The organism is Corallococcus sp. AB049A (genome assembly GCF_003668885.1).
Taxonomy (GTDB): domain Bacteria; phylum Myxococcota; class Myxococcia; order Myxococcales; family Myxococcaceae; genus Corallococcus; species Corallococcus interemptor.
Genome location: NZ_RAWL01000463.1, coordinates 1 through 6,476, shown reverse-complemented (window position 1 = coordinate 6,476; position 6,476 = coordinate 1). Strand labels below are relative to the sequence as shown.

3 protein-coding genes are annotated in these 6,476 nt (G+C 69.9%); all 3 read left to right on the top strand.

What is annotated here, in order from left to right:
• The first annotated feature begins 286 nt into the window (after nucleotides 1-286).
• The 3 genes from D7X55_RS33530 (at nucleotide 287) to D7X55_RS33520 (ending at nucleotide 6,357) form a co-directional block, all read left to right on the top strand.
• Nucleotides 287-3,553: an SNF2-related protein gene (locus D7X55_RS33530; protein ID WP_233610225.1), complete on the top strand. Its 3,267-nt coding sequence runs from the start codon at nucleotides 287-289 to the stop codon at nucleotides 3,551-3,553.
• A 159-nt stretch (nucleotides 3,554-3,712) separates the two neighbouring features.
• Nucleotides 3,713-5,449 (top strand): DNA repair protein RecN, encoded by a 1,737-nt coding sequence (gene recN / locus D7X55_RS33525; RefSeq protein ID WP_120546149.1) that lies wholly within the window; start codon nucleotides 3,713-3,715, stop codon nucleotides 5,447-5,449.
• Between the two features lie 107 nt (nucleotides 5,450-5,556).
• Complete coding sequence (locus D7X55_RS33520; RefSeq protein WP_120546148.1) at nucleotides 5,557-6,357, top strand: Stp1/IreP family PP2C-type Ser/Thr phosphatase; 801 nt, start codon at nucleotides 5,557-5,559, stop codon at nucleotides 6,355-6,357.
• Nucleotides 6,358-6,476 lie beyond the last annotated feature (119 nt).

Sequence of the window (6,476 nt, the reverse complement as noted above, 5' to 3'; positions counted from 1 at the left end):
GCGTTTTTCAGCCCGGGGGATGACACCCGGGGTGGACCTGGAGGCATCCAAGGTACCCGGCCGGGGTGACAGCCGGCCTGACAGGCCCCCGGACGCAGGGTCCCAGGGGCAACGGCCGGAGTGTGGGCGGACTGGGACGGGACCCGGACATGGCGGACGTTGATGATCTCACAGCTTCGCGCCGCCCGGCCGCATCGGCTGGCGGACGCCGTATTTTTTCCCGCGCGCGGGGAGCCCCTCACTGTGTTAAGCGAGGCGGTTCCCCCCGACCAAGGAGTCTGGGGCCTTGCAAGCCGTGCAAACCACCGCTGACACCCGAGACCCCCTCTCCCCCCAGGACGGACTCTGGCTCCGCGCCCTCAAGGCCGAGGTCCAGCCCGCCACGTTCAAGAAAGGCCGCGAGGTGGCCGAAGGCCGCCGCGTCTTCGGCCTCACGCGTGAACCCGAACGCATCCGCGCGCAGGTCGCGGGTCCGTCCGGCGAGCGCTACGACGTGGCCCTGATTCCAGGAGAGGGAAAAGTCGTTTCCTCCTGCACCTGCCCGGTGTGGAACACCACTGGCCCGCATTGCGAGCACGTGGTCGCCGTGGCACTCATCTACGCGGCCCGCTTCAGGCCGCCGCCCCCGCCGCAGAAGGCCGCGGCGCCGCCTCCTCCGCCGCCCGAACCCGAGGACCTGGGACCGGACGACGAGGAGGAGATTCCCCCGGGCGGTGTGCCCGGGATGGAAGGCGTCAGCCTGCCCGCGCTCGCCAAGGTGGAGAGCTGGCTGGGCCTGTCGTCGCTGCCCGACTACGAGTTCCTCTACCGGCTCACCCCCGCCAACACCGGCGCGGGTGGCTCCAACGGCCGCCACTGGGTCGTGGACGTGCGCCGTCAGGACGCGCAGACCAAGGGCCCCGTGCACGTGAAGCGCCTGCTCCAGGCGGGCAGCCGCATCGCGCCCGCGGACGAGCGCATCTTCATGGTGCTGTCGCGCCATGAGCACCGCTACGACTCGCGCATCGTCCTCTCCGACGAGGACCTGTGCGAGGTGCTGGAGCTGTTGCGCCAGCGCCGGGTCATCTACCGGGGCACGCCGCTGGTCTACATGGAACAGCCCGTGCGGCCGCAGATCCATCTGGAGTCGCGTCCGGATGGCGCCACCGCGCAGATTGAACTCTTGTTCCCGGATGGCGTGGGCTACCCGCTCAAGGACGTCATCGTGCTCGCGGGCCGGCGCACGTACGTCATCCAGGCGCAGAACCTCCACGCCGTGGAGCCGGACTTCCCGCCGCGCCTGCTGCGCAAGTGGCTGCTGGAACCGACCATGGCCTTCCCGTCCGGGCAGCTGGACCGGGTGCTGACGTTCTTCGCGGCGCACCTGCCGCGCTTCCGCATGTCGCTGAAGGCGGACGACATCGAAGTGGACGAGTCGGTGGAGCCGCGCTTCGTCCTCACGCTGGAGGGCGCCGCGGAGCGCGTGAAGGTGCAGCTGGCCGCGAGGTATGGCCAGACGACCGTGGCGGTGTCCCCCACGGCCACGCACCTGGGCTACGCCAGCGGCGTGGGCGAGGACGCGCGCAAGCTCTACCGCCGCCGCGACGAGGTGGAGCGCGCCGCGGGCAAGCTGCTGCTCGACCAGGGGCTGCGGTTTGATCAGGCCGCGCAGGCGTTCGACGCGACGGGTGACGTGGCCCTGGAGTTCTGGGCGCGTGGCCTGGCCAGCCTGCCCGCGGAGTGGGAGCGCTACGGCGTGCAGGCGCCCAAGGTGCGGCTGCGCCCGAAGCTCAAGCCGCGCATCCGCGTGGGCATGAGCGGCGTGCAGTGGTTCGACCTGGACGCGGAGTTCGTCACCGACGACCAGGCCGTGGACCTGGGCGCGGTGCGCATGTGGCTGGACTCCGGCCGCAAGTTCGTGCCGCTGAAGGACGGCTCCTTCGCGGAGGCGGACGTCGCGGAGATCAAGCGCGTGGCGGACCTCCTGGAGGAGGCCGGCGCCATGCCGGGCCGCACGCGCACGCGGCTGCCGCTGCACCAGGCGGTGGCGTTGGACCTGCTCGCGGACCTGGGTGAGTTCACCGAGGTGGAGGCCAAGGCCCGCCAGGCCATGCTGGCCCTGCGCGAGTCCTCCGGCGTGCCGAAGGTGGCCGTGCCGGAAGGCCTGCAGGCCACGCTGCGCCACTACCAGGAGGCGGGCCTGTCCTGGCTCTGGTTCCTGCGGCGCCACGGGCTGTCCGGCATCCTCGCGGACGACATGGGGCTCGGAAAGACAATCCAGTCCCTGAGCCTCATGCAGAAGGTGGCCAACGACGAAGGCCGCAAGCCGTCCCTGGTGGTCGCGCCCACGAGCGTGCTCGCCAACTGGGAGCGCGAGGCGGAGCGCTTCACGCCGGGCCTCAAGGCCATGGTGTGGCACGGGCAGGACCGCCGCGAGCGCGCCGAGGACCTCAAGGGCATGGACCTGGTGCTCACGTCGTACGCGCTGGTGCGCCGCGACCTGGAGCAGCTGTCCCAGGTGGGCTTCCGCTACGTCATCCTGGACGAGGCGCAGAACATCAAGAACGCGGACAGCGCCACCGCGCAGGCGTGCAAGTCGCTGCCCAGCGAGACGCGCCTGGCGCTCACCGGTACGCCGCTGGAGAACCGCCTGTCGGAGCTCTGGAGCATCTTCGACTTCCTGATGCCCGGCTTCCTGGGCAGCGCGGAGGGCTTCAGCGACCGCTACGAGCAGCCCATCCAGGTGGCCAACGACGCCACCGCCAAGGACCGGCTGCGCCGCCGCATCCAGCCCTTCATCATGCGCCGCCTCAAGACGGAGGTGGCCAAGGACCTGCCGCCGAAGACGGAGAGCGTCGCGTGGTGCGAGATGGAGCCCGGCCAGGCCGCGCTCTACCGCGAGGTGCTGGAGGAGAGCCGCCGCAAGGTGAACGAGTCCATCGAGAAGGTGGGCTTCAAGCGCAGCCGCGTCTCCATCCTCGCGGCGCTCATGCGCCTGCGTCAGGTGTGCTGCGATCCGCGCCTGCTCAAGATGCCGCCCGGCACGCTCTTGCCGCCCAGCGCGAAGCTCGAGCGCTTCATGGAACTGGTCGCGGACCTGGTGGCGGAAGGCCACCGCGCGCTCGTCTTCAGCCAGTTCACGGAGATGCTGGAGCTCTTGAAGCAGGAGGCGGACAAGAAGGGCCTGCGCTACCTCTACCTGGACGGCCGCACCAAGGACCGCATGGGCAAGGTGGACGAGTACAACCGCCCTGACGGCCCGCCGCTCTTCTTCATCAGCCTCAAGGCGGGCGGCACCGGCTTGAACCTCACCGCCGCGGACTACGTCATCCACTTCGACCCGTGGTGGAACCCCGCCGTGGAAGACCAGGCCACGGACCGTACGCACCGCATCGGTCAGACGCGCGCGGTCATCAGCTACAAGCTGATCACCCGCGGCACGGTGGAGGAGAAGATCCTGAGCCTCCAGCGTCGCAAGCGCGAACTCGCCGCCGGCGTGCTCGGCACGGACGGGGACGACATGGGCAGGACCCTCACCGAACAGGACATCCAGGAGCTGTTCACCGAGATTTAGGGGCGCCTTCCAGAGTGGGAGATGGTTGTGGCGCCAACAGGCCACGCCCTCCCACTCGCCCTCCCACCGTCCGCCCGACCCGAACACCTGTGCAGTGTCATCAGGACCTGCTAGGGTGTTCAGGTATTGGGGCCGTCGTACGGACCGCGGAGGGCGCAGGTGCTGCTGGGTCTTCGGATTACGAACGTTGCGGTGATTGAGGAGGTGGAGGTCGCGTTCGGCGCGGGCCTCACCGTCCTCACGGGTGAGACGGGGGCCGGCAAGTCCATTCTGGTGGACGCGCTGGGCCTCCTGCTCGGGGGCAGGGCGGATGCGGACGTCATCCGTGCGGGCTGCGAGGACGCGGCGGTGGAGGGCGTGTTCGCCCGGACACCGGTGCTGGCCGCGCGCCTGGAGGAACTGGGCCTCCCGGACCTGGGAGAGGAGGTGCTCGTGCGCCGCGTGCTCGGGCGCACCGGGCGCGGAAAGGTCTACGTCAACGGCGCGCTGGTGACGCTGGGCGTGCTGGGCAAGCTCACGCGCGGCGCGGTGGACATCGCCGGCCAGCATGAGCACGTCAGCCTCTTCGACTCCGGGCTGCACCGGGTGCTCCTGGACAAGTATGGCGGCCTGGAGGAGACGCTGGCCGCGTACGGCCGCGAGTGGGCGAACCTGCGTGAAGTGGACTCGCGCATGGACGCGCTGGGCGGAGACGACGCCAAGGTGCGCGAGCGCGCGGAGTTCCTGCGCTTCCAGCTGGACGAAATCACGCGCCTGGACCCGGAGTCCGGCGAGGACGTGAAGCTGGACGCGGAGCGCCGGCGGCTGGGCAGCGCGCAGAAGCTCAAGCGCCAGGGCGCGGAAGCCGAAGTGCTGGTGTCGGGCGAAGCGCCGTCCGCGGTCGAAATCGTCGGGCGCGCGCTGGGGCTCGTGCACGAGGGCGTCAAGTGCGACGCCACGCTCGCGCCCGTGGCGCAGTCGCTCAGCACCGCGCTGTCGGAACTGGAGGAGGCCTCGCGCCTGCTCAACCGGTACGTGGAGGGGCTGGAGTCCGACCCCGGGCGGCTGGGGGAGGTGGAGGAGCGGCTGGACGCGCTCAAGCGGCTGTGCCGCAAGCACGGCACCACGCTGGACGGCGTCCTCAAGAAGCGCGGCGAGCTGGAGACGGAGCTGGGCACGCTGGAGAACCGGCGCGAAATCCTGGAGGAGCTGAACCAGGAGCGGAAGCGCGTGGAGGAGCGGGCGCGCAAGGCGGCGCTGACGCTGTCCCGCGCGCGCAAGACGTCCGCCGGGGCCTTCTCCCAGCAGGTGCGCGAGGGCCTGGGCGGGCTGGCCATGGGCAAGGCCGCCTTCGAGGTCCGCGTGACCCCCGGGGAGAGCTTGCGTCCGGACGGCCTGGACGAAGTGGAGTTCTTCTTCAGCGCCAACCCGGGTGAACCGGCGCGGCCCCTGGCCAAGGTGGCCTCGGGCGGTGAGGCGAGCCGCCTGCTGCTCGCGCTCAAACGTGCACTGGCGGACAGCGACGCGTGCGGCTGCTACATCCTGGACGAAGCGGACGCGGGCGTCAGCGGCGCCATCGCGGACGTGGTGGGCCGGATGATTCGCGAGGTCAGCTCCCACCGTCAGGTGCTCTGCATCACGCACCTGCCCCAGGTGGCGGCCTACGCGGACGCGCACCTGCTCATCAAGAAGAGCGTGAAGGGCGAGCGCACCGTGTCCCAGGTTCTCCCTCTGGCGGCGGGCGCCGAGCGCACCCAGGAGCTGGCGCGCATGATGTCCGGCGTGGAGGTGACGCGCGAGGCGCTGGGCGCGGCGGAGGCGCTGGTGCGCTCGGCCCACCGGGCCACGCCCCGGGCGCGCCGGGAATCCGGCCCGGAAGGCAATAGCCCCCGGGGGCGGCTTCGCCGGACGGCCTGAAATGGGGGCCTACAAGGTAGGGGTGACCCAGGGGGAGGGGCATGACGCACCGCGAGTTTTCGCGCGCGTCCTTGCCCCCACTAATGGGCTCACATAGCATCCGGCGCGTGTCCAGCACCGCAGGGCAGACCGCGGCCCCCCGCCATAAAGTCATCTCCGCTGGCCTGACGGACGTCGGGCGCAAGCGCAATCACAACGAGGACAGCTTCCTCATTGACGATGAGCTCCAGCTCTACGTCGTGGCGGACGGCATGGGTGGGCACGCGGGTGGCGGTACCGCGTCGCGCATCGCCGTCGAGACCATCGACAAGGAGCTGAGGCGCGCGCGTGAAGGGCGAGACAACCCCTTCGTCAGCGTTCCCAACCTCCAGGATTCGCCCATACCGGAAGCGCTCCGGGGCGCGGTGGAGAAGGCCTGTCAGGCCATCTACCTCACCGCCCAGGATGACGCGCGCCTGTCCGGCATGGGCACGACAGTCATCTCCCTGGTGGTCCGCGACGAGCACGCCTTCTTCGCCCACGTGGGCGACAGTCGCGCGTACCTCATCCGCGGGGACCTCATCCAGCAGATCTCCGAGGACCACTCGCTGGTCAACGAGCAGATAAAAGCGGGGATGATCACACCGGAAGAGGCCAAGCACTCCCGGTACAAGAACATCATCACCCGCTCCGTCGGCTTCGAGGAGGAGGTCCAGGTGGACGTCATGGGACTCGTCTCCGAGCCCGGTGACGTGTTCCTGCTCTGCTCGGACGGCCTCGCGAACATGCTCGAGGACCGGGAGATCCACGACGCCGTCGCGCGCCACGCGAACCTGGATGAGGTGCCCAAGCACCTCATCGACCTGGCCAACGACCGCGGCGGCGACGACAACATCAGCGTCATCGTGGTCCGCATGCAGGGCGGGTAGGGCCCGGACTCGGGGCGCGATTGGGGCGTGCCCCGGAGTCTGTTGACCTTGACACTCTTCAAATGCGGATGATAGCTGCCCCAACCTTTCCATCCATTGAGAATCGCCAGTGGGTGACC